This window comes from Planococcus sp. RAB007_Raresut, assembly GCF_057369535.1.
The window spans coordinates 326,851-349,506 of sequence record NZ_JBXYIF010000001.1 but is presented as its reverse complement, the minus strand read 5'-3'; the positions used below and the strand labels follow the sequence as shown (position 1 = coordinate 349,506).

Genomic DNA, 22,656 nt, shown 5'->3' with positions numbered 1-22,656 from the left:
TATGTTAATCGGCAGAAATATCAATGGCCGTTATAAGATAAAGGAATTGATCGGCGGAGGCGGCATGTCGAATGTCTATCTGGCCCATGATATGATTTTGGACCGCGACATCGCCATTAAAATGCTGCGCTATGATTTTTCAAATGAAGAAGAGCTCCGCAGAAGATTCCAGCGGGAAGCTTTATCGACTACGAGCCTTGCCCATCCGAATATCGTAAATATCTTCGATGTAGGGGAAGATGGTGCAATTCCATATTTGGTCATGGAATACGTTCCAGGAAAAACATTAAAAGAATACATAATCGAACATTCACCGATTGCGCCGGAGCGCGCAGTGAAGATTATGAAACAATTGGCGTCCGCTTTGGCACATGCCCATCATAACCAAATTGTCCATCGCGATATAAAGCCGCAGAACATTCTGATGGACGAAGAAGGCAATGTGAAGATTTCCGATTTCGGTATTGCGATGGCTCTTAGTGCAACCTCTTATACGCAAACCAATTCGGTGCTGGGCACTGTCCACTATCTTTCACCTGAACAGGCGCGCGGCGGCAACGCTACAAAAAAATCGGATATTTATTCCCTGGGTATTGTGATGTATGAATTGCTGACTGGCAGACTGCCGTTTTCAGGGGAATCAGCTGTTTCCATCGCTCTGAAGCATCTTCAGACTGAAACACCGTCACTTCGCGAAATCGTACCTACGATTCCGCAAAGCCTTGAAAATGTCGTATTGAAAGCTACAGCGAAAAATGCGCAGCATCGTTATCAGTCAGCGGATGAAATGGACGAGGATCTGTCTACTGTTTTATTGCCTGAGCGTTTGAATGAACCTAAGTTCGCGGTTCCTATTGATGAAGACGCAACACGCGCGATGCCGGCCATTAAAGATTCGTCGCCTTATGTCAACGCGGAAGAAACGATCACCAACGGCCCTGTTAAAGCAAAAGGGACCAAGGCGAATAAAAAACAAGCACCGCCCAAGAAAGAAAAGAAAAAGAAATTGCCATGGGTTATCGGCATATTGCTCTTTCTCGTCATAGCCGGTTTATCTGTCGCTTTGGCATTCCCGGATCTTTTCGGTCCACAACAGGCAGCTGTTCCGGATGTTTCCGGTATGGAACGGGAAGAAGCGATAGAGGAACTGGAATCTTATGGTTTCGTTATTGGTGAAGAACGGGAACGTTATTCCGAGGATGTTGAAGAAGGCGCAGTAATACGCACTATTCCGGAAGCCGGTAAAATGAGAAGCGTGGAATCAGAAATTCAATTGTATTTAAGTCTGGGCAAAGAATCTGCTGAAATGGCGGATTATGTCGGCCGTAATATCGACCAGACAATGGAACTTCTTAATTCGCGTGATTTTCTTTCCGTCACGCCAACAGAAGAATTTTCGGATCGGCCAGCTGGAGAAATTTTGGAACAGAGTCCTGAAGCCGGAAGTGAAATCATTCCAAGTGAAACTGAAATTGAGTTTACGGTAAGTAAAGGAAAAGACATGCGTTCAGTCGATGATTTGTCAGGCTACGATGAAGCGGCGCTCAGTGAATATGCGCGTTCTACAGGTTTCCATATCAATATTGTAGGCGATGAACCGTCAAGTGACGTTGCAGCTGGAACGGTGCTGTCACAGACGCCGGCGCCTGAGAGTGAACTGGAAGCAGGCGGTGCAATTGATGTAGTGTTGTCATCAGGGCCGCCGGCATTGCCGCAAAAAACTTATATCCATACTGTCCGCATTCCGTATGAACCTGAAACGCCAGCGGAAGAAGGCGAAGAACCAGTAGAGCAGACAGTTCAGATTTATATCCAGGATGAAACGCGGACAATGGCTGAACCTGTCGAAGAATTTACAATCACCGAAGATGCCGAGCGGCGGATCCAATTGCAGATCGCTGAAGGCAATCGGGCGGTTTACCGTATTGTGCGAGATGAAAGAGTGATTATCGAAGAAACGATTGAATACAATAATGTGGAGTAAGAAGGAGGAAACGTATGCCGAAAGGTCAAATAAGAAAAGCGCTTAGCGGGTTTTATTATGTATTGGACGAGGACGGAAAGCGTTACATCCAATGTCGTGGCCGCGGAGTATTCCGCAATAGGCAAATCTCGCCGTTGGTGGGAGATTTTGTGGATTATAAAGCGGACAATGATTTGGAAGGGACGATTTTGCACGTATATGAGCGCAAAAACGAACTTGTCCGTCCGCCGATAGCAAATATCGACCAGGCAATTCTTGTTTTTTCGGCAAAACAACCGGATTTCCATCCATTATTATTGGACCGGTTTTTAACTGCCATCGAATCTCACGATATTCAGCCGGTCATTTGCCTGACCAAAATGGATTTGGTGAATGAAGAGGAAAGATCGGCGATTATGGATTACGTAGCGGATTATGAGAAAATCGGCTATGAAGTCATTCCGACTTTCATCGATGATCCAGATCTTCAGCAGCGGCTCATGCCGGTATTGGAAGGCAGAACCAGTGTGCTGGCCGGTCAATCCGGTGTCGGCAAATCGACCATGCTGAACACGATTCTGCCGTCGCTGGAATTAAAGACGGATGACATTTCCAAAGCATTGAACCGTGGTAAACACACGACCCGCCATGTTGAATTGATTGAAGTTAACAGCGGCTTGCTGGCGGACACGCCCGGTTTCAGTTCTTTCGATTTTGATACGATTGAAAAAGAAGAGTTGTCAGGCTGCTTCCCTGAAATGGTGGAAAGGTCGAACGCCTGCAAGTTCAGGGAATGCCTGCATCTGAATGAACCCAAATGCGCCATCAAGGCAGCAGTTGATTCCGGAGAAATTCCGGAATACCGTTATAAGCATTATCTGAAATTCCTGGAAGAAATCATGACGAGAAAGCCGAGGTATTCCAATGATTAAAATTGCACCGTCGATATTGGCCGCAGACTTTTCGAAGCTGGGCCAAGAAGTGTTGGAAGTTGAAAAAGCTGGAGCAGACTGGATTCACATCGATGTGATGGATGGTCATTTTGTGCCGAATATTTCATTTGGCGCAGCCGTTATGGGAGCGGTACGCCCGCTGACGAAATTGCCGTTCGATGTCCATTTGATGATTGAAAACGCTGACCGTTATATAGAAGATTTTGCTAAAGCGGGAGCGGATTACATCACTGTTCATGTGGAGGCAAGCCCGCATCTGCACAGGACCATCCAATTGATCCGTTCATTTGGTGTGAAACCGGGTGTCGTCTTAAATCCGCACACTCCTGTGGAGGCGATTCTGCCGATTTTGGAAGATATTGATTTAGTGTTGTTCATGACAGTCAACCCTGGCTTTGGCGGACAGAAATTTATCGCTTCAGTTCTGCCGAAAGTTGAACAGCTTGCTAAAATCATTAAAGAAAAAGGTCTTGATATCGATATCGAAATCGATGGCGGCATCAATGAAAAAACAATTGTCGATTGTGCCAGAGCAGGAGCTAATGTTTTTGTGGCTGGATCGGCTATATATGGAAAAGAAGATCGTACAAAAGCCTTGCAGAGCATTAAAAAGGCTGGTCAAGAGGCGATTTCGTGAAGGTCATTATTTTAGCAGGAGGTCCGGCAAGCGAATTGCCGGACTTTTCAATATGGCCGGAAGACACTTTTATCGGAGTGGATGCAGGAACGATTGCCCTTTTGGACAAAGGCATTGTGCCTTCTGCAGCAGTTGGGGATTTTGATTCGGTATCAAAAGAGGAATTTGAGAGGATCAGAAAGTTCTTTCCGGAACTTCAACCGGCTTCTTCGGATAAAGACGAAACCGATACCGAAATGGCGCTGGCGGAAGCGATGGCCTATGACCCTGAAACTGTTATCATCACAGGTGTCACAGGCGGCCGTCTGGATCATTATATGAGCGCTTTGCACGCCATATACGGATTCCATCTAAAGTATCCGGGAACACAATTTTTCCTGATTAATAAACAGAACCGCATCCGCTTTCTGGAAGCGGGCAGCCATGAAATACTGCGGAACAGCCGTTACCGCTATATTTCCTTTTATCCGTTCGAGAAGGAAATCAAAGGATTCAATTTAACAGGTTTTAAATACGAAGTAGCCGATGAAACGATTTCCTTCGGATCCACGCGTTTCATCAGCAACGAACTCGAACATGCAGGAGTTGTCTCTTTTATAGAAGGAAACTGCATCATGATCGAGAGTGCGGATGATCGATAGGCTGAGTTGAGATTGGAAAGAGAAAAAATCTAATTTAATTATTGACAAGTCGCTTCGCCGCTTTGGACAGTGCAAAGACTGTGCTCCACCGCTGCGTTCGTCGCAAAGGTGAGCCGTCTCCGTATGGCTACATTGATTCCCACCATAAGCCGAGAAGGCCACTCGTCTTATTGCTCCATCCAGTCCTTGAGCCGCGGCTTTGCTGGGGTAAACTTCTGCAGAGAACGAGTTAGCTCAGCGCGAGCAGCCAGGAAAAAACATTGTGCTCCTGCATCGCTGCGCTGCTTCGTCGCAAAGACTTAGCCTCGCATGCTTCGGCTAATGTCTTCGAAGCTGTTTTGCGGAATATAGCGTTTAGAATTACTCCTAACTTATAGAGAATATTTAGTTCAACTTATATAGAAAGAAAAATCCCCACGAAAAAATGCCAGGCTGACATATGTCAGACCTGGCATTAATCATGAGAACGATTAAACGCGCTCAACTTTTCCTGATTTCAATGCTCTTGCAGAAACCCAAACACGCTTCGGTTTGCCGTCAACAAGGATGCGAACTTTTTGAAGGTTTGCTCCCCATGTACGTTTTGTCGAATTCATTGCGTGTGAACGAGCATTTCCGGCGCGAGCTTTACGTCCGCTTACTGCACATACTTTAGCCATGTAAGTACCTCCTCACAAGTGAAGCTGAAAATTATGATAGAATTTCAGTTCGTTTTTCATTTCACATACTTTAATAATTTACCATAGACATTTGGCGTTTGCAACTAATTTTGACACCCTTTAAAGAAAAAAACCTTTACACCTGAAAACGTCCGCTTTTCTTATATAGGGGTTTGTTGTAGAATGAAAAGAGTGAAATAGGACTCAAGGAGGAATTCTTAATGTCGATTGAAATAAAAAATGACTATGGTCAAATCGATATTTCCAATGATGTGATTGCTCAAATCGCTGGCGGAGCGGCAATCGAATGTTACGGCATTGTCGGAATGGCAACAAAACATCAAATACGCGACGGCCTTACTGATATTTTGAGAAAAGAGAATTTTGCCAAAGGTGTCATTGTGCGCCAGGAAGGCTCTGATCTTAACATCGATATGTACGTGATCATCAGCTATGGCACGAAAATCTCGGAAGTCGCATACCAGGTTCAGTCAAAAGTGAAATACACGATTACCAAAACGCTCGGTATGCCTGTAAAGGCTGTAAATATTTATGTTCAAGGAGTTCGTGTTACGAACCCGTAGGAGGAGGAAGAAGCGGTTATGAAGTCATTAAACGGAGTTAAATTCGCGGAAATGGTGCAGATGGGTTCCCATCATTTGTTCCAGAACGCGGATTATGTAGATGCATTAAACGTTTTTCCGGTGCCTGACGGCGATACGGGAACGAACATGAACTTATCCATGACATCAGGGGCAAAAGAGACGGAAGCGAATGTGCAGGAGCACATCGGCAAAACGGCTTCCGCTTTGTCAAAAGGCCTATTGATGGGAGCGCGCGGAAATTCTGGCGTTATCCTGTCCCAATTGTTCAGAGGCTTCAGCAAATCGATTGCGAACGAAAGTGAGTTATCGGCAAAGCAATTGGCTGAGGCTTTTCAGCATGGGGTTGAAACTGCCTATAAAGCGGTGATGAAACCGGTTGAAGGGACCATCCTGACGGTTGCCAAAGATTCAGCGGCTAAAGGAATGGAACTGGCAAAAGATGAATCGGATATCATCGTCCTTTTTGAAGGCATCGTTACAGAAGCCAAAGCTTCACTTGAGCGGACGCCGGACCTGTTGCCGGTTTTGAAAGAAGTGGGCGTGGTCGACAGTGGCGGCCAAGGGCTTGTCTATGTATATGAAGGGTTTTTGGCATCTTTGAAAGGCGAAGAACTGCCTGAGAAGCACGTCAATGATTCCATGAATGATCTTGTCAGTGCAGAGCATCACAAGAACATAGCCGGTTTCATGGATACTGCGGATATTGAATTCGGTTATTGCACAGAATTCATGGTTAAATTCGAAGACGGCAAAAAAGAATTCAATGAAGCAGAATTCCGTACCGATCTTAGTTCTTATGGCGATTCACTTCTTGTCATCGCTGACGATGAAGTCGCGAAAATCCATATCCACTCGGAAGAACCAGGTAAGGTCCTTACATATGGCCAGGATTACGGAAGCCTGATCAGTATGAAAATCGAAAATATGCGCCAGCAGCATATCGATATTGTCGGAGAAGATTTCAAAAAAGAAGGTAAAAAGCAAGAAGCTGTTCATCCATATGCAGTTGTGACTGTAGCGATGGGCGAAGGCGTTGCGGAATTATTGCGCAGCATCGGTGCGTCTTATGTCATCGAAGGCGGTCAGACGATGAACCCATCGACAGAAGATATCGTTAACGCAATCCGTTCGGTTTCGGCTGAACGCGTATTGATTTTGCCGAACAATAAAAACATCATCATGGCTGCTGAACAGGCAGCTGAAATTCTTGAGATTGAAGCTGCGGTCGTGCCGACAAAAGACGTTCCTCAAGGAATGGCCGCTTTATTGGCGTTCAATCCTTCAGTGTCTGTCGAAGAGAACCGCGAAACAATGGCTGGTGCTTCGCAGCATGTAAAATCGGGATCGGTGACATTTGCAGTCCGGGATACATCAATCGATGGCATCACGATTAAGAAAGATGATTTCATGGGCATCTCCGAAGGTAAAATTGTCGTTTCCAATAAGAGCCTGGAGAGTGTAACCGAAGAGTTGGCCAAGAAACTGATTGACGCTGATTCTGAAATCGTTACAATTCTATACGGAGAAGACGCAACGGAAGACGACGCGGAAAAACTTGGTGAATTCATCGAGTCGCTGAATGACGAAGTGGAAGTTGAAATCCACAATGGCAAACAGCCGCTTTATCCTTATATTATTTCCGTCGAATAGGCGAATGGATTTACAAGCCGATTAAGAAAAAGGTCAGCCTTTTTCTTGATCGGCTTTTTATGTGCTGAAAGTTTTCCACATACTAAAATTCCATAAGAACATATGCTTTATTATCTTTGTCTAAAGCTCCTTAATCGTGTAAACTGAAGCTATACGCAAATTGAGAGAAAGGGGTTTGAGCCATGAAGTTCAAATCTGTTTTTGATATAATCGGCCCGGTCATGATCGGTCCTTCATCTTCACATACTGCGGGAGCTGCCCGCATCGGCCGAGTCGCAAGAGATTTATTCGGGCGACAGCCGGAATGGGCAAAGATTCATCTCTATGGCTCTTTCGCCGAAACTTATAAAGGACACAGCACAGACGTCGCCATTGTAGGCGGCCTTCTGGATTACGATACAGATGACGAACGAATCAAAACTTCTTTTGATGAAGCGGCAGAAGCGGGTATGGAATTTGAATTTATTCCGGAAACCGGCCACACAGACCATCCAAACACAGCGAGAGTTGTGGTGGGTGACAGCCGTTCTGAAATGTCGATGGTTGGAATTTCAATCGGCGGCGGCAAAATCGAAATCACTGAGCTGAATGGTTTTCCGCTCCGGCTTTCAGGAAATCATCCAGCAATCCTCGTAGTTCATGATGATCGCTCGGGTTGTATTGCAAACGTTTCCAACTGTCTCTATAAATACGATATCAATATCGGCCACATGGAAGTGTCCCGCCGCGAAAAAGGCGAAATGGCATTGATGGTCATCGAAGTGGACCAAACTGTGGACCGTGCCATAATGGATGAATTACGGCAGCTGCCGAACATTACGCAAGTGACAAGGATCGCTGACTGAACAGGAGGATATACGAATGGATGTTTTATTCCGTAACGTTAAAGAATTGGTTGAACGTGCAGAAAATGAAAATAAATTGATTTCTGAAATCATGATTGAACAGGAAATGCTTATTACCCAGCGTTCCCGTGAAGATATCATGGTGCAGATGGAACGCAATCTGACTGTGATGGAAGAAGCGGTCGACAAAGGGTTGAAAGGTGTACATTCCGTTTCAGGCCTAACCGGCGGAGACGCTGTCTTGCTGCAGGCGTATATTGAAAAAGGCAATACGCTGTCAGGACCACTTATGCTTGACGCTGTCAGCAAAGCTGTGGCAACCAATGAAGTGAATGCAGCGATGGGCACAATCTGCGCTACGCCGACTGCAGGCTCTGCAGGTGTCGTACCGGGTACGTTGTTCGCGGTCAAGAATCAATTGAACCCGACACGTGAACAGATGATCCGTTATTTATTCACTTCCGGGGCATTTGGATTTGTCGTTGCGAACAATGCCTCGATTTCAGGTGCAGCAGGCGGATGCCAGGCGGAAGTCGGTTCAGCAGCGGCGATGGCTTCAGCTGCGATTGTAGAAATGAGTGGAGGTACAGCGCAGCAAAGTGCAGAAGCATTCGCCATCACGATGAAAAACATGCTCGGACTGGTTTGCGATCCTGTTGCAGGATTAGTGGAAGTACCATGTGTGAAGCGAAACGCAATGGGTGCATCCAATGCCGTTGTAGCGGCAGATATGGCTTTGGCCGGCGTAACTAGCCGCATCCCAACTGATGAAGTCATCGGTGCGATGTTTGAAATCGGCCAGTCTATGCCGAGTGCGTTGAAGGAAACCGCGAAAGGCGGACTCGCGGCTACACCTACCGGCAAATGGCTGGAATCGAAAATTTTCGGCGGATCGGTAGTCGGCAGTGGCAGGTAAAGATTCTGTCGCCGTCCTGAAGGGCGTCGGCAAACAGGCAGCTGAAACCTTGAAGGAAATGAACATTGAAACGATCCACGATCTGATCATGACATTTCCGTACCGCCATGAAGATTTTCAGCTGAAGGATCTGGTGGATACACCGCATAATGAACGTGTAACTGTGGAGGGAAGGGTCGAAAGCGAGCCTTCCGTCCTTTTTTTAGGGAAAAATAAATCGCGTACGACTGTCCAGGTGATGGTGGGGCGCCACTTGATCAAAGCGGTTTTTTTCAACCAGCATTACGTCAAAACGAAATTGCATATCGGGGAAATCGTTACATTGACCGGGAAATGGGACCGTGGACGGCAAATCATCACCGTGTCCAATCACTCGCTTGGACCACGTACAGATGGCGCCGATTTCGAACCGGTATACAGCCTGAAAGGATCGATGCATCAGAAAACATTCCGGAAATTGATGCGCCAGGCTCTCGATTTGGCAAAAGACGACCTCGAAGAATGCATCCCATCTAAATTTTTGGCGGAATACAAATTGGCGCCACTTTCAGAAGCGCTCGAGTGGGTTCATTTTCCGCCGGATGGTGAATCGTTGAAACAGGCACGCCGCCGCTTTGTATACGAGGAACTGTTGATGTTCCAATTAAAAATGCAGGCCCTGCGCAAAAAGAACCGAGAAGAAGAAGGCGGGTCGTTCATTGATTATGATGTGGATAAAGTCCGCAATTTCGTTCAATCGCTGCCGTACGAATTGACCGAGGCTCAAAAGCGCGTCGTCAATGAAATCTCCAAAGATATGAAAGAACCGTTACGCATGAACCGCCTCTTACAAGGGGATGTAGGCTCGGGCAAGACGGTGGTCGCGGCCATTTCCTTATATGCGACTGTGACTGCCGGTCTGCAGGGAGCGCTGATGGCTCCGACTGAGATATTGGCTGAGCAGCATGCCAACACGCTTGCGGAATGGTTTGAACCGTTTCCTGTGACGATTGCTTTGTTGACGGGTTCAGTAAAAGGCAAGAAGCGCCTGCTGATTCTCGAGCAACTGGCAGCGGGGAAAATCGATATCTTAATCGGCACCCACGCACTCATCCAGCCGGATGTTCAATTCAAAAAGCTCGGGCTTGTAATCACGGATGAGCAGCACCGCTTCGGTGTCGACCAGCGGCGCGTATTAAAAGACAAAGGCTATAACCCGGATGTGCTGTTTATGACGGCAACACCGATTCCAAGAACTTTGGCCATCTCAGCTTTTGGGGAAATGGATGTCTCTGTAATCGATGAGATGCCGGTCGGCCGAAAAGAAATCCAGACCTTCTGGATGAAAAAAGATATGTTCGGAAAAATTGTTGGACGGATGGAAAAAGAATTGGCAGCCGGCAGACAAGCGTATGTCATCTGTCCGCTGATTGAAGAATCCGATAAACTCGATTTTCAAAATGCAATTGAACTATACAGCCAGTTATCAAGTTATTTCCACGGTAAATATACCGTCGGTTTGATGCACGGACGGCTGCATTCTGACGAAAAGGAAGAAACGATGCGTTCATTCACCGAAGGAGAAATTGCAGTTTTGGTTTCAACAACTGTCGTCGAGGTGGGGGTCAATGTGCCGAACGCTTCCTTCATGCTGATCTATGACGCCGAGCGTTTCGGCTTATCTCAGCTGCATCAATTGCGGGGACGTGTAGGCCGAGGAAGTGAACAATCCTATTGTGTGCTGCTGGCAGATCCGAAAACTGAAATCGGCAAGGAACGAATGACATCGATGACCGAAACGAATGATGGATTCGTGCTGGCAGAAAAGGATTTGAAACTTCGCGGTCCAGGAGATTTCTTTGGCCGAAAACAAAGTGGATTGCCTGAATTTAAAATGGCTGATCTGATCCACGATTACAGGGCGCTTGAGACGGCAAGGAAAGATGCCGAAAGCCTTGTGAACAGTGATGAATTTTGGACAAGTGCCGAAACTGGATGCCTCCGAAGGATGCTCGAAGATTCGGGTGCTTTATCTATGGCACGGCTGGATTAAGGATGCGGGGCTTTCATTAGCCCTTGCATTCTTTTTTTATAGCCAATATACTGATATTAGTACCAAGTGCTAATAGCGGGCGGTGACAATGTGAAAAAGACAAAAAGAGAACGGCAAACAGCATTACAGGAATCGATACATGAAAACCCGTTCGTGACAGATGAGGAATTGTCGGCTGAATTCAATGTCAGCGTCCAGACAATCAGGCTCGACCGGATGGAATTATCGATACCTGAACTGCGGGAGCGGATCAAGCATGTGGCCGTAAAGACTTTTGAAGATGAAGTAAAATCCCTGCCGATTGATGAAGTGATAGGGGAAATTATTGATATTGAATTGGACGAAAAAGCGATATCGATTTTTGATGTCAAGCCGGAACACGTTTTTCAGCGCAATCAGATTGCCAGGGGGCATCATTTATTTGCTCAGGCAAATTCACTGGCAGTAGCGATCATTAACGAAGAACTGGCATTGACGGTAAAATCCGAATTGCAGTTTCTGCGTCCGGTAAAAGCTGGTCAACGCATCGTGGCAAAAGCAACGGTCATCGACAGACAGCCTGAGAAGAACAGGGCTTTTGTAAAAGTCGTCTCAACAGTTGACCAGGTGACAGTTTTTATCGGTACATTTGAAATGTATCGAATGACGGAACAAAGTGAAGGTGAAGTAGGATGAAGATAGCAGTAGATGGAATGGGCGGAGATAACGCCCCGAAAGAAATTATCGAAGGCGTCTATAAGGCGCTTGATGAATTTAAGGATCTGGAAGTTCAGCTATATGGCCATCAGGAAAAAATGCGGGAATTCCTGAAAGATCATGATCGGTTAACGGTTTTCCATTGTGAAGAGATAATAGAAGCAGAGGACGATCCGGTGCGATCTGTCAGAAGAAAAAAAGACGCATCGATGGTACGCATGGCACAGGCTGTCAAAGACGGAACGGCTGATGCCTGTGTGTCCGCAGGCAACACAGGTGGATTAATGTCCGCAGGTTTATTCATCGTCGGGCGCATCGAAGGCGTTGACCGGCCGGCTCTGGCACCGACATTGCCGACTATTGACGGCAAAGGTTTCGTTATGCTGGATATGGGGGCGAATGCGGAAGCCCGTCCAGAACACCTTGTCCAATACGCTATTATGGGCAGCATCTATGCCGAAAAAGTACGCGGCATCGAGAACCCTACGGTAGGCTTGCTGAATATCGGAACAGAAGAGAAAAAGGGGAATGACCTGACGAAAGCCGCTTTCCCATTATTAAAGGAAGCTCCGATCAATTTTGTCGGCAATGTGGAATCCCGTGATTTATTGAACGGGGTTGCTGATGTCGTTGTAACGGATGGCTTTACCGGCAATATGGTGTTGAAAACAATCGAAGGAACAGCGATGAACGTATTCGCGATGATCAAAGATGTTTTCATGTCATCGATGAAAACGAAATTGGCTGCCGCCCTTGTTAAAGATGATATCCGTGGATTGAAAGGAATGCTGGATTACAGCGAATACGGGGGAGCGGGGCTGTTTGGCCTTAAGGCGCCTGTGATTAAAGCGCACGGGTCATCGAACAGCACGGCTTTCTTTAATGCGATTCGCCAAACACGTACAATGATTGAATTCGATGTGACTGGCACGATCTATAACACGTTGAAAAAGGAGCAGTCGGAATGACGAAAATAGCATTTATCTACCCGGGACAAGGTTCCCAGACAGTTGGAATGGGCGAAACCTTTTTGAGCGATGAAAGAAGCCGGAACTTTTTTGATGAAGCTGATAAAGCTCTTGGCATGAAACTTTCCACGTTGATGCTCGAAGGGCCCTCCGAGGAGCTGACACTTACATACAATGCGCAGCCGGCTTTGCTGACAGTCAGTGCAATGATTACGGAACGTCTGGCGCGTGAAGGAATAGTGCCTTCTTATACAGCGGGCCACAGTCTCGGTGAATACAGCGCTTTAGTGGCTTCGGGAGTCATGAAATTCGAAAACGCAGTGGAGATCGTCCACAAACGCGGCCTTTTCATGAATGACGCGGTACCAGCAGGCGAGGGCACAATGGCAGCTATTCTTGGGATGGATGCAAAAGAACTTGAAGAAGTGACGAATCAGGTGACTGATTCTGTAGGCGTTGTTCAGCTAGCCAATTTGAACAGCCCTGGGCAAATCGTCATTTCAGGCACAAAAGCAGGCGTGGAAGAAGCGTGCAGACTGGCTAAGGAAAACGGTGCAAAAAGAGCGATTCCACTCGATGTCAGTGGGCCATTCCATTCTGAATTAATGCGTCCCGCATCACAGGATTTATCTGAAGTTTTGAGTAAGGCATTTCTAATGAATGCAAATGTACCTGTCGTGGCCAATGTCACTGGAGAAGCGGAAACGAACGCTGCGCAAATACAGGATCTTCTTGTCCGCCAATTGTATTCTCCGGTTTTATGGGAGCAATCAGTGCGCAAAATGATTGAACTGGGTGTCACAGTCTTTGTTGAAATTGGCCCCGGTAAAGTGCTGAGCGGATTAGTCAAAAAAATTGATCGTTTGGTAACCGTATTGCCGGTCAATGATTTGGAATCATGCGAAAAAGCGATAGAGGAGCTGAAAAAATGAGCGACTTAACTGGAAAGACAGCCATCATCACTGGTGCTTCCAGAGGCATCGGAGCTGAAATCGCCAAACGATTTGCGCTAGCGGGCGCGAATGTCGTAGTCAACTACAGCGGCAGTCAGCAAAAAGCGGAAGCAGTCGTAGAAGCGATAGAAGAAAATGGCGGAAAAGCCATTGCGGTAAAAGCGAATGTGGCAGATGCGGATGCTGTGAAAGCGATGGTTGAAGAGACAATGTCAACTTTCGGAACAGTCGATATTCTTGTAAATAATGCAGGGATTACGCGCGACAACTTGATGATGCGAATGAAAGACGATGAATGGGACGATGTGATCAACACCAATTTAAAAGGTGTTTTTGTCTGCACGAAAGCTGTCACACGCCAAATGATGAAACAGCGCTCTGGCCGTATTGTCAATATCGCTTCGATTGTCGGGGTAATGGGCAATGCCGGTCAGGCGAATTATGTCGCATCCAAAGCCGGTGTAATTGGTCTTACAAAGACGACAGCACGGGAACTTGCAAGCCGTGGCATTACTGCGAACGCGGTGGCTCCAGGTTTTATTACAACAGATATGACAGATCAATTGAATGAAGAAATACAACAATCGATGATGTCGCAAATACCGCTTGGCCGCTTCGGCAAACCGGAAGAAGTGGCGAAAGCCGCGTTATTCCTGGCTTCCGATGAAGCGTCCTATATGACGGGGCAGACACTGCACCTTGACGGCGGGATGGTCATGTAATTTGTATTTCTGTATACTGCATTGAGGGGAGGTGACGACATTGGCAACAGTATTGGAAAGAGTAACTAAAGTAATCGTGGATCGTCTAGGTGTAGAAGAGAACGAAGTGAAACTTGAAGCTTCATTCACAGGAGACCTTGGTGCGGATTCATTGGATGTAGTTGAATTGGTTATGGAACTTGAAGACGAATTCGACATGGAGATTTCTGATGAAGATGCAGAAGGCATGTCTACAGTAGGAGACGCAGTTTCTTACATTGAGAAAAAACAAGCTTAATTTAGAAAAGCGAAAGCGCCTGTTAAGTCCCGACAAGCGCTGGAGGGCTTAAAGATAATGGCGTTTTTAGCCATTATCGGTAAGGCCGAAGCGACCTCGAGGGACTAGGCGCTGGAGTCTGGACACAAAAATATGAAATGACCTTGACGCACAATCGCTTGCAGCTTAAGCGGTTGTGCGTCAATTCTATTTTTGCGTTAAAGCCGGAAAAAAGGTAAAATTGACGGAAGAACAACATAGGAAGGCAGATAAAAATGGCAATGAAAAAAAACCTTAACCAACAAAAGCCGGGAGTGCTGAAGGAAAGCGTGAAAAATGCTTTTGACCAGCTGCAAAAAGAGCTGGATGTCAACTTCCGCAATCCTGCACTGCTTTATCAGGCTTTCACTCATTCATCTTATGTGAATGAGCATCGAAGAAAAAAATTCACGGATAACGAACGTCTCGAGTTTTTGGGGGATGCCGTTCTGGAATTATCGGTTTCCCATTATCTTTATATGAAATATCCCGACATGAGCGAAGGGGAATTGACGAAACTCCGGGCATCTATTGTCTGTGAACCGTCACTTGTACTGTTTGCGAATGAATTGAATTTCGGCAAATATATTTTGCTCGGCAAAGGCGAAGAATTGACTGGCGGCAGAACGCGTCCGGCTCTCCTTGCTGATGTCTTCGAATCATTCGTCGGGGCTTTGTATCTCGATCAAGGACTTGAACCGGTTGTTTCATTCCTGGAAGTAATTCTTTTCCCTAAAGTGGAAATCGGTGCTTTTTCGCATGTGATGGATTATAAGAGCCAATTGCAGGAAATTGTGCAGCAGAAAAATTCAGGTGCATTGAGTTACGAAATTATCGATGAAAAAGGGCCTGCGCACAGCCGCATATTCGTAACACGCGTTACTTTGGCCGATAAAGAATTGGGCGTCGGAAACGGACGTTCCAAAAAAGAAGCGGAACAGCAGGCAGCTCAGCTGGCAATCCGTAAATTGCAGGAAGCAATGGAGGACTAGAGAATGTTTTTGAAGAGATTGGAAGTCATGGGATTCAAGTCGTTCGCTGATCGCATCGGCATCGATTTCGTTCCCGGAGTTACAGCAGTTGTGGGTCCGAATGGCAGCGGGAAGAGTAATGTTACCGACGCGATCCGTTGGGTCCTCGGTGAACAATCCGCGAAATCATTGCGCGGCGGAAAGATGGAAGATGTCATTTTTGCCGGCAGTGATTCACGGAAGCCCTTGAACTTCGCCGAAGTTACTTTGGTCTTGGATAATACGGATGGACGGGTCCCTCTCGATTACAGCGAAGTCAGCGTAACGAGAAGGGTTTTTCGAAGTGGCGAAAGTGCCTATCTTTTGAATAAACAGAACTGCCGTTTGAAAGACATTACCGATCTGTTCATGGATTCCGGACTTGGAAAAGAAGCGTTTTCAATCATCTCACAAGGTCGCGTTGACGAAATCCTAAACAGCAAAGCGGAAGAACGCCGCTCGATATTCGAAGAAGCAGCCGGTGTATTGAAATATAAACAGCGTAAGAAAAAAGCTGAATTGAAATTAAATGAAACGGACGAAAACCTCAACAGGGTTTTGGATATTCTCCATGAGCTCGATGGCAGGATGGAGCCGCTTCAAATCCAGGCTTCCGCCGCAAGGGATTATTTGGATATGAGTGCTGAACTCAAAGATGCGGATATCGCTTTATTGGCATTCGACGCAAACCGTTTAAAACAGGAGCTAGAACAACTTGGCAATGATGCTGACGAGCAAAGCGCCAAAGAACAGGAATTGGCGGCTGAAATTGGCAATAAAGAAGAAACTGTAGCCAGACTCCGAAAGAAAATTGCGGAACTCGACAGTGAGATAGATTCTGAACAAAGCAGTCTGATTGAAGCCAGTTCCGAAACCGAAAAATGGGAAGGCCGCAAATTATTGATGTCCGAGAAAAAGCATAATGCGGACCGTCAGGCCAGTCAGCTGAAAGAAAACCTGGAAACGGAATTGGCAGAGAATCAAGTGCTGGCTGCCAAACACCAGGAGCAATCGGAGCTATTGGAAGCAAGAAAAGCGGAGCAGCAGAAAATCAAAAATGCCATCAGGCAATTGGAAGAACAATTGAGCAGAACGCCGGCGGATATTGAAAACGAGATTGAATCCTTCAAGTCGCTCTATATTGAATTGATGAATGAGCAGGCTTCTGTCAGAAACGAATTGAAAAATATCGATCTGCAGCAACAGCAATTGTCTGAATCCACCAGCAGAATCGCTTTGCAGCAAAAGGATTTCAGCAGTGAGCTCGAAAAGCTGGAAAAAGAAAAAGAAGAAGCTGAAAAGAAATACGATGCGATCAAAGCGCTGTTGGAAGAAAAACGCAGATTGTACCGTGAAACAGAAAACAGCTACCAGCAAATTAAGGGAGCTTTCGACAAAAAGCAAAATATGCTGTTTCAAGCCTATCAATCCCAAAAACAACTGGAATCCAGAATTGAAACTCTCCAGGAATTGGAAGCTGATTTCTCGGGATTTTTCCAAGGTGTGCGGGAAGTTCTCCAAGCACGTGAAAAGGGCCGGTTGAACGGAATCGTGGGAGCGGTTGCTGAAATAGCACAAGTCGATCAGGATTATGCGAAAGCGATCGAAACTGCGCTTGGCGCTTCCAGTCAGCATATTGTCGTTGAAAACGAAGACAACGCCCGGCAGGCAATCCAGTTCCTACGTGAGAAAAGGGCGGGCCGATCAACTTTCCTGCCGATGACAGTCATGAAACCGAGAACCATACCGGAACACACCTTATCTTCAATACGCCAGCATCCGGCGTTTATTAAAGTTGCGTTCGAGCTGGTGGATTATGATCCCGCTTATAATATGATCATCGAAAATCTGCTCGGAAATGTCATTATTGCTGAAGATCTGAAAGGCGCGACTGCAATCGCTAAACTTACAGGCAACCGCTATAGAGTCGTGACGCTTGAAGGGGATATCGTCAATGCCGGCGGATCGATGACCGGCGGCGCCAATAAAACCCAGGCATCGTTTTTCACGCGTAAAGCGGAACTTGAGCAATTGCTTGTCCAGTCAAAAGAGCTGGCACAAACGATTGCTGTTGCAGAAAAAACGGTGCAGAAAGAACAGTCTGAAGTCCATAGCACAGAACGGAAATTGAACGATTTGCGTTCTGAGGGTGAAAAATATCGCGACCTCGAGTCAGAGCGCGCAATGACACTTCGGGAAATTAATGCAGTCCTGAATACCACGAAAGAGCGTTTCAAGGTGTTTCAGGCTGAGCAAAAAAACAAAGGATCCGATTTGGATGCTGTGACGGTCCGCAAAGAAACTGCTTCCAGCCGTCTTAATGAAATCACCTCGGAACTGGACGGTACATCGGCCCGGATCGAAGAACTGACGCAGTTCAAACAGCAGAATGAAAGTGCCCGGGATGCGGTACTTGTAAAATTTGCTGACCATAAATCCCAACTCGCTGTGATGAAGGAAAGGGTCAGCCAATTAACGGATAGTGAAGCTGAATTGCTAGTCCGCAAAGAAAAGAGCGACCGCAAGCTGAAGGAAATTCAGTCAGAACTTGAATGGCTGCAATCCGAAGAAGCGGCGAAAGTCTATTCTGATGAGGAAATCATAGCTGAAATTTCAAAATGGTCCCATAAAAAGCAAACGGGCATGCAAAAAATCAGTGAGTTAAAAGAACATCGATCGCAAAACCAAAGCCAATTGACCGAACTGGAAGGAGAGCTGAAAGAACGCCATCGCCTTCATAAAGGTTTTGTCGAAGCCATCCGTATATGTGAAGTGAAGGCTACGCGCCTGGATGTCCAGATACAGAATCTGATTGGACAATTGGAAAATAATTACGAATTGACACTTGAACAGGCGATGCAATTTGAACTTGCGGATGAAGAAGATGTTGTGCGCAAGAAAGTCAAATTGCTTAAACAGTCGATTGAAGAATTGGGACCTGTCAATATCGGCTCCATCGAAGAATTCGAACATGTGGCTGAACGCCATAATTTCCTTACTGAACAGCGCAACGATCTGAACGAGGCCAAAGAAACATTGCGGACAGTCATCCGCGAAATGGATGAAGAGATGACGACTCGTTTTGATGAAACCTTCCATGCCATCCGGACTCATTTCCAGCGGGTTTTCAAGGAATTGTTCGGCGGAGGGTCAGCGGATCTTGTGCTGACTAATCCGCAGGACATGCTGGCGACCGGAGTGGAAATCATCGCGCAGCCGCCGGGCAAGAAATTGCAGGCTCTCAGCCTGTTGTCTGGAGGAGAACGGGCGCTGACAGCGATTGCGCTTTTATTTGCCATCCTGAATATCCGGCCGGTGCCATTCTGTATTCTTGATGAAGTGGAAGCGGCGCTTGATGAATCGAACGTTGTACGCTATAGCCAATATCTCAAGAAATTCAGTGAAGATACGCAATTCATCGTCATTACACACCGAAAAGGGACGATGGAAGGCGCGGATGTCCTTTACGGCATCACGATGCAGGAATCGGGCATATCAAAACTTGTATCTGTAAAACTGCAGGAACAACTATAAATAGAGGAGTGATCTGGTGAGTTTTTTCAAAAAGCTGAAAGATAAATTTGCCGGCAATGCCGAGCAGGAACAATCGACAGAAAAATATAAAGAAGGATTGGAAAAAACCCGCACGGGATTCACATCACGAATCAATGACTTAGTGGCGAAATACCGCAAAGTGGATGAAGATTTCTTCGAAGAGCTTGAAGAAGTCCTCTTGCAGGCGGATGTCGGCTTTGAAACGGTTCTCGAATTGATGGATGAATTGCGTTATGAAGTTCAGCGCAAAAATGTGCGGGATACTTCCAACGTGCAATCCGTCATTTCTGAAAAACTGGTGGAAATTTATCAGGCAGGCGAACCTGAACTGAACGAAATCAAATTTGTCGATGGCTTGACCGTCATTTTAATGGTTGGCGTAAACGGTGTCGGCAAGACGACGACTATCGGTAAATTGGCTCATCGCTTGAAAAATGAAGGCAAATCGGTCATGCTGGCGGCCGGTGACACTTTCCGTGCTGGAGCAATCGAGCAATTGGATGTCTGGGGACAGCGGGTCGGCGTAGATGTGATTAAGCAAGCCGCCGGTTCAGATCCAGCAGCGGTCATGTATGACGCTGTGCGTTCGGCGAAATCACGAGGGGTTGATGTTTTGATCTGCGATACTGCGGGCCGTCTCCAAAACAAAGTCAATTTGATGAATGAATTGGAAAAAGTTCACCGTGTATTAGGGCGTGAAATTCCCGGAGCTCCACATGAAGTGCTCTTGGCGCTTGATGCCACAACCGGGCAAAATGCAATGATCCAGGCACAGACTTTTAAAGAAGTAACGGAAGTCACTGGCATCGTACTGACTAAACTGGACGGCACCGCAAAAGGCGGTATCGTACTGGCAATCCGCAATAAATTGAAAATCCCCGTCAAATTTGTCGGTCTTGGAGAAAAAATGGATGATCTGCAGCCATTCGATCCACAGAAATATGTATATGGCCTGTTTGCTGAAGGTTTGGATAAGGAAGAAGAAATGGAAGAGGACTCAGCAGACAAGTAAAATTACTTGACGGTTGATTTCATTTTCAGTAATGTTGTGTGTAGTATGAACGGGGTGAGCAGAAATGATGGGTTTGGAAAAAACGACACGGATGAATTATCTATTCGATTTCTATCAGGAATTGCTGACGCCAAAACAGCGCAGTTATATGATGCTGTATTATTTGGATGACCATTCTTTAGGTGAAATAGCCGAAGAATACGATATTACGCGACAGGCGGTTTACGATAATATACGCCGCACTGAAGCGATGCTCGAGGAATACGAAGCGAAGCTCCAGCTGTTCGATAAGTTTCAGCGTCGGCAGGAACTGGTTTCTACATTCGAGAAAAACCCTTTCACTGAAGAAAACATCCATAAATTCCTCAGTGAACTGAAAGAATGGGATTAGGAGGCGGAACGAATGGCATTTGAAGGTTTATCCGAACGCCTGCAAGGCACCATGACTAAGATCAAAGGCAAAGGTAAAGTGTCTGAAGCAGATGTTAAAGATATGATGCGTGAAGTCCGTTTCGCTTTAATCGAAGCGGATGTTAACTTAAAAGTAGTAAAAGAATTCGTTAAAAAAGTAAGTGAACGCGCTGCCGGTTCAGATGTAATGGACAGCTTGACACCGGGCCAGCAGGTCGTCAAAATCGTTAAGGATGAATTGACGGAATTGATGGGCGGCGAGCAGAGCAAAATTGAATTTTCAACCAAACAGCCGACCGTCATTATGATGGTGGGTCTGCAAGGTGCAGGTAAAACGACCACTACCGGAAAACTGGCGGGATTGCTGCGCAAAAAGCATAACCGCAAACCGTTATTGGTAGCGGCTGACGTATACCGTCCAGCGGCTGTACAGCAATTGGAAACAGTCGGCAAACAGCTGACCATTCCTGTATTTTCAAAAGGGACGGATATATCGCCGGTTGAAATTGCCCGTCAAGCGATCGAACACGCGAAAGCGGAGCATCTGGATACAGTCATTATTGATACGGCTGGCCGTTTGCATATAGACGATACGCTGATGCAGGAATTGAAGGATATCCGGGCGCTTAAAGAACCTGATGAGATCTTCCTGGTTGTGGATGCCATGACCGGACAAGATGCTGTTAACGTGGCGCAGAGCTTTGATGAAGCCATCGGTATTACAGGAGTCGTCCTGACGAAGCTTGACGGCGATACACGCGGCGGGGCGGCATTGTCAATCCGTACCGTAACGCAAAAACCGATCAAATTCATCGGTATGGGCGAAAAACTGGATGCTTTGGATGTATTCCATCCGGAACGCATGGCATCCCGAATCCTCGGTATGGGAGATATGCTGTCGCTGATTGAAAAAGCGCAGACGAATGTTGATGAAGAAAAAGCGAAACAACTCGAAGAGAAATTCCGTACTTCTTCATTTACGTTCGATGACTTCCTGGAACAATTGGCACAAGTCAAACAGATGGGGCCATTGGATGAAATCCTGAAGATGCTGCCCGGCGCCAATAAAATCAAAGGGCTGGAAAACGCTAAAGTGGATGAAAGCCAAATGGGCCGTGTAGAAGCCATCATTTACTCGATGACAAAACAGGAGAAAACAACGCCTGAAATCATCAATGCAAACCGGAAAAAGCGGATCGCCCGCGGATCCGGAACGTCTATTCAGGATGTCAATCGCCTGTTGAAACAATTTGAAGATATGAAGAAAATGATGAAACAAATGTCCGGCATGAACTCGAAAAAAGGCAAGAAAAAGATGTCAATGCCAGGCCTGGACTCACTTTTTAAATAATTTTTTAAGGTGTTAAGAAAAAATACTTTACAAACTATTTAAAGCTTGCTAATATAATGTCTTGTGTGAAACTATTCGGAGGTGCTTTAAGAAATGGCAGTAAAAATTAGATTAAAACGTATGGGAGCTAAAAAATCTCCTTTCTATCGTATTGTTGTAGCTGACTCACGTGCTCCACGTGACGGCCGTCAAATCCAGACAGTAGGTACTTACAACCCGCTGACAGTTCCAGCTGAAGTTAAAATCGACGAAGAATTGGCGTTGAAATGGCTTCACGATGGCGCTAAACCATCTGATACTGTTCGTAACTTGTTTTCTCAAAACGGCATTATGGAGAAATTCCATAACGACAAATTAAACAAGTAAGGGAGATTTTCTTATGAAGCAGCTGATTGAAACCATTGTGAAACCGCTGGTTGATCATCCGGAAGAAGTTCGTATTGAAATTGACGAAAATAATAGCCGAATTGTCTACAAGCTTTCTGTGCATCAGCAAGATACAGGGAAAGTGATCGGTAAGCAAGGCCGTGTGGCGAAAGCCATCCGCGCTATCGTGTATTCAGCAGCAGGCAATCATCATAAGAAAAAAACTTACCTCGATATTGTGGATTGAGTAAAAGGAAGGAGCCCAGGTTCCTTCCTTTTTTCTTGGGATTGTCGTTATAGCCGATATTCCGCAAAACAACTTCGCTTGCCTGGGGGCTCGCACTGAGCTAACTCGAGCTCGTTTCACTTCGCTCGAGTGGATCTCAGCACTTCGCTTGGTCCCCATGGCGTCTTCG

General features: G+C 46.2%; 22 protein-coding genes. 21 read left to right on the top strand and 1 reads right to left on the bottom strand.

Annotated elements, in window-relative coordinates:
- Window position 1 precedes the first annotated feature (1 nt).
- The 4 genes from pknB to AC2Q9J_RS01685 are packed head-to-tail and all read left to right on the top strand — an operon-like array spanning window position 2 to window position 4,194.
- Entirely contained in the window at window positions 2–1,984 is a 1,983-nt protein-coding gene (pknB, locus tag AC2Q9J_RS01700; RefSeq protein WP_499036774.1) for a Stk1 family PASTA domain-containing Ser/Thr kinase, read from the top strand.
- A gap of 14 nt (window positions 1,985–1,998) precedes the next feature.
- Window positions 1,999–2,895, top strand: coding sequence for a ribosome small subunit-dependent GTPase A (rsgA, locus tag AC2Q9J_RS01695; protein WP_499036772.1), 897 nt, complete (start codon window positions 1,999–2,001; stop codon window positions 2,893–2,895).
- Entirely contained in the window at window positions 2,888–3,553 is a 666-nt protein-coding gene (gene rpe / locus AC2Q9J_RS01690; protein ID WP_499036770.1) for a ribulose-phosphate 3-epimerase, read from the top strand. Before rsgA ends, rpe begins: the two co-directional genes overlap by 8 nt.
- The gene (locus AC2Q9J_RS01685) at window positions 3,550–4,194 is read left to right on the top strand and encodes a thiamine diphosphokinase (RefSeq protein ID WP_499036768.1); all 645 of its coding nucleotides are present in this window, start codon (window positions 3,550–3,552) and stop codon (window positions 4,192–4,194) included. The genes rpe and AC2Q9J_RS01685 overlap by 4 nt, the downstream gene beginning before the upstream one ends.
- Window positions 4,195–4,664: 470 nt before the next feature.
- On the opposite strand, the gene rpmB is transcribed toward AC2Q9J_RS01685, so the two are convergent.
- Window positions 4,665–4,853 carry a 50S ribosomal protein L28 gene (gene rpmB / locus AC2Q9J_RS01680; RefSeq protein WP_084245112.1) on the bottom strand — a complete coding sequence of 63 codons (189 nt, stop codon included), beginning with the start codon at window positions 4,851–4,853 and terminating at the stop codon, window positions 4,665–4,667.
- Between the two features lie 221 nt (window positions 4,854–5,074).
- Here rpmB and AC2Q9J_RS01675 point away from each other — a divergent pair, with 221 nt between their 5' ends.
- From AC2Q9J_RS01675 to AC2Q9J_RS01595, 17 genes are all read left to right on the top strand, one after another.
- Entirely contained in the window at window positions 5,075–5,437 is a 363-nt protein-coding gene (locus AC2Q9J_RS01675) for an Asp23/Gls24 family envelope stress response protein (RefSeq protein WP_084245114.1), read from the top strand.
- Between the two features lie 18 nt (window positions 5,438–5,455).
- Window positions 5,456–7,108: a DAK2 domain-containing protein gene (locus AC2Q9J_RS01670; RefSeq protein WP_499036765.1), complete on the top strand. Its 1,653-nt coding sequence runs from the start codon at window positions 5,456–5,458 to the stop codon at window positions 7,106–7,108.
- A 182-nt stretch (window positions 7,109–7,290) separates the two neighbouring features.
- Window positions 7,291–7,953, top strand: a complete 663-nt coding sequence (gene sdaAB, locus AC2Q9J_RS01665; RefSeq protein WP_499036763.1) for an L-serine ammonia-lyase, iron-sulfur-dependent subunit beta — start codon at window positions 7,291–7,293, stop codon at window positions 7,951–7,953.
- 16 nt (window positions 7,954–7,969) lie between these two features.
- A complete protein-coding gene (sdaAA, locus tag AC2Q9J_RS01660; RefSeq protein ID WP_499036761.1) occupies window positions 7,970–8,869 on the top strand; it encodes an L-serine ammonia-lyase, iron-sulfur-dependent, subunit alpha in 900 nt (299 codons plus the stop codon).
- Window positions 8,859–10,901, top strand: a complete 2,043-nt coding sequence (gene recG / locus AC2Q9J_RS01655; protein ID WP_499036759.1) for an ATP-dependent DNA helicase RecG — start codon at window positions 8,859–8,861, stop codon at window positions 10,899–10,901. The genes sdaAA and recG overlap by 11 nt, the downstream gene beginning before the upstream one ends.
- A 90-nt stretch (window positions 10,902–10,991) precedes the next feature.
- Window positions 10,992–11,576 carry a transcription factor FapR gene (gene fapR, locus AC2Q9J_RS01650; RefSeq protein ID WP_499036757.1) on the top strand — a complete coding sequence of 195 codons (585 nt, stop codon included), beginning with the start codon at window positions 10,992–10,994 and terminating at the stop codon, window positions 11,574–11,576.
- Complete coding sequence (gene plsX, locus AC2Q9J_RS01645; RefSeq protein ID WP_499036755.1) at window positions 11,573–12,565, top strand: phosphate acyltransferase PlsX; 993 nt, start codon at window positions 11,573–11,575, stop codon at window positions 12,563–12,565. The genes fapR and plsX overlap by 4 nt, the downstream gene beginning before the upstream one ends.
- Window positions 12,562–13,497, top strand: coding sequence for an ACP S-malonyltransferase (fabD, locus tag AC2Q9J_RS01640; protein ID WP_499036753.1), 936 nt, complete (start codon window positions 12,562–12,564; stop codon window positions 13,495–13,497). Before plsX ends, fabD begins: the two co-directional genes overlap by 4 nt.
- The gene (gene fabG, locus AC2Q9J_RS01635; RefSeq protein ID WP_499036751.1) at window positions 13,494–14,240 is read left to right on the top strand and encodes a 3-oxoacyl-[acyl-carrier-protein] reductase; all 747 of its coding nucleotides are present in this window, start codon (window positions 13,494–13,496) and stop codon (window positions 14,238–14,240) included. Before fabD ends, fabG begins: the two co-directional genes overlap by 4 nt.
- Before the next feature lie 40 nt (window positions 14,241–14,280).
- Entirely contained in the window at window positions 14,281–14,517 is a 237-nt protein-coding gene (locus AC2Q9J_RS01630) for an acyl carrier protein (RefSeq protein ID WP_033543709.1), read from the top strand.
- Between the two features lie 254 nt (window positions 14,518–14,771).
- Window positions 14,772–15,527, top strand: coding sequence for a ribonuclease III (rnc, locus tag AC2Q9J_RS01625; protein ID WP_499036749.1), 756 nt, complete (start codon window positions 14,772–14,774; stop codon window positions 15,525–15,527).
- Window positions 15,528–15,530: 3 nt separating this feature from the next.
- A complete protein-coding gene (gene smc / locus AC2Q9J_RS01620) occupies window positions 15,531–19,079 on the top strand; it encodes a chromosome segregation protein SMC (protein WP_499036747.1) in 3,549 nt (1,182 codons plus the stop codon).
- Between the two features lie 16 nt (window positions 19,080–19,095).
- On the top strand, window positions 19,096–20,112 hold the full coding sequence (ftsY, locus tag AC2Q9J_RS01615) for a signal recognition particle-docking protein FtsY (protein ID WP_499036745.1): 1,017 nt from the start codon (window positions 19,096–19,098) through the stop codon (window positions 20,110–20,112).
- Between the two features lie 67 nt (window positions 20,113–20,179).
- The gene (locus AC2Q9J_RS01610; protein WP_499037324.1) at window positions 20,180–20,503 is read left to right on the top strand and encodes a putative DNA-binding protein; all 324 of its coding nucleotides are present in this window, start codon (window positions 20,180–20,182) and stop codon (window positions 20,501–20,503) included.
- Between the two features lie 12 nt (window positions 20,504–20,515).
- On the top strand, window positions 20,516–21,874 hold the full coding sequence (gene ffh, locus AC2Q9J_RS01605; protein ID WP_499036743.1) for a signal recognition particle protein: 1,359 nt from the start codon (window positions 20,516–20,518) through the stop codon (window positions 21,872–21,874).
- Window positions 21,875–21,967: 93 nt separating this feature from the next.
- The gene (gene rpsP / locus AC2Q9J_RS01600; protein ID WP_033543714.1) at window positions 21,968–22,240 is read left to right on the top strand and encodes a 30S ribosomal protein S16; all 273 of its coding nucleotides are present in this window, start codon (window positions 21,968–21,970) and stop codon (window positions 22,238–22,240) included.
- A 13-nt stretch (window positions 22,241–22,253) separates the two neighbouring features.
- Window positions 22,254–22,487, top strand: a complete 234-nt coding sequence (locus AC2Q9J_RS01595; RefSeq protein WP_101802770.1) for a KH domain-containing protein — start codon at window positions 22,254–22,256, stop codon at window positions 22,485–22,487.
- The last annotated feature ends 169 nt before the right edge of the window (window positions 22,488–22,656 follow it).